Genomic DNA, 1013 nt, shown 5'->3' with positions numbered 1-1013 from the left:
ACCTACAAGGTTCACGTTCCCGCAGAAATCGACGTGAAGGCCATCCGTCAGGGGTTGGGAATGACACAGGCTGAGTTCTCCGCCCGCTACGGCTTCCCGCTTGGCACTCTTCGCGATTGGGAGCAGGGCAAGGGCAAGCCGGACACCTCCGCCCGAGTGCTTCTCCTTGTCATCTCGAAGGAGCCCCAAGCCGTCGAACGGGCCCTTCAGGCCGCATAGGATCTGCACATGGCCCAGACACGGCAATCTCGCTTGGTTGGAGAGTTCGCGTGTATGTTCTGTGGGGCACTCTATGAGGTGACGATTAAGCACCAACCCGAGCGAGATAAGGATTATGAGCGCTGTGAATGCTGTGGGCAGGTGATGGCGGAATGGAATGACACCACCATTCCATCCTTCAAGCTGATCGAGGCCTCTAAACATGGAAGAAAAGGATAAGCACAGACTGCTTTGACCGCTTTTCCCATGCCGAGTCGGGCATGGGGTTCGGCTCCGCTAGCCTACCTTTGGAACATCATCCCCAGGCTGCTCAGATGGCTCAGGCGGCTGTATTCCGGGTTCAGGGTCTGGAACTGGGATGTCAGGTTGCGGCGGAGCCGGGATATCAGACTCTGGCGATGGCGCTGGAATGTCGGGCTGTGGCGTATCTGGGTAGGGAATATCAGACATCACATTCAATCCATTACTGAGTGCCAGGAGGCGGGACATAGGGCACTTCGTCTAGCGAGGGCTCGTCCGGATCAGTTGGGGTGTCATCCCTTGGGACAGGATCAAGCTCAGGTAACTCAGGCAGCGGACCGGGCACATCAGGGTCCTCTAACCCCGGATCTTCAGGCTTCGACGTTCCAGCCATGTATTGCTCCTCTATGGACCTTCTCTAAGGCAAGCCCCCACTCAAACTGCAGTTCCCTTGAGCGGGATTTGTTCGGGACCGTGCGCCTGGTGCGGAATTGGGGCCGGATCGGAACGACAGGCCGCGAGCTCGTCGAGGTGTATCCGACGGAGATCGAGGC

3 protein-coding genes are annotated in these 1013 nt (G+C 58.1%); all 3 read left to right on the top strand.

The features are described from left to right. On the top strand, positions 1-219 hold a 219-nt coding region (locus tag ACXJKO_RS31805), incomplete at its 5' end, for a helix-turn-helix domain-containing protein (protein ID WP_457094981.1). Between the two features lie 9 nt (positions 220-228). Next, complete coding sequence (locus ACXJKO_RS31800) at positions 229-438, top strand: hypothetical protein (protein WP_457094980.1); 210 nt, start codon at positions 229-231, stop codon at positions 436-438. Between the two features lie 27 nt (positions 439-465). Beyond that, positions 466-1013: WGR domain-containing protein (locus ACXJKO_RS31795; RefSeq protein WP_457094982.1), on the top strand; the 548-nt coding region annotated here is incomplete at its 3' end.

The organism is Microvirga sp. P5_D2, from assembly GCF_054049475.1.
The sequence above is the reverse complement of the archived record's forward strand: the minus strand, read 5'-3'. Positions and strand labels throughout refer to the sequence as shown.

Coding starts and splice junctions, on each gene's coding strand:
- ACXJKO_RS31800 (WP_457094980.1), top strand. CDS start 229: ATGGCCCAGACACGGCAATCTCGCTTGGTTGGAGAGTTCGCGTGTATG.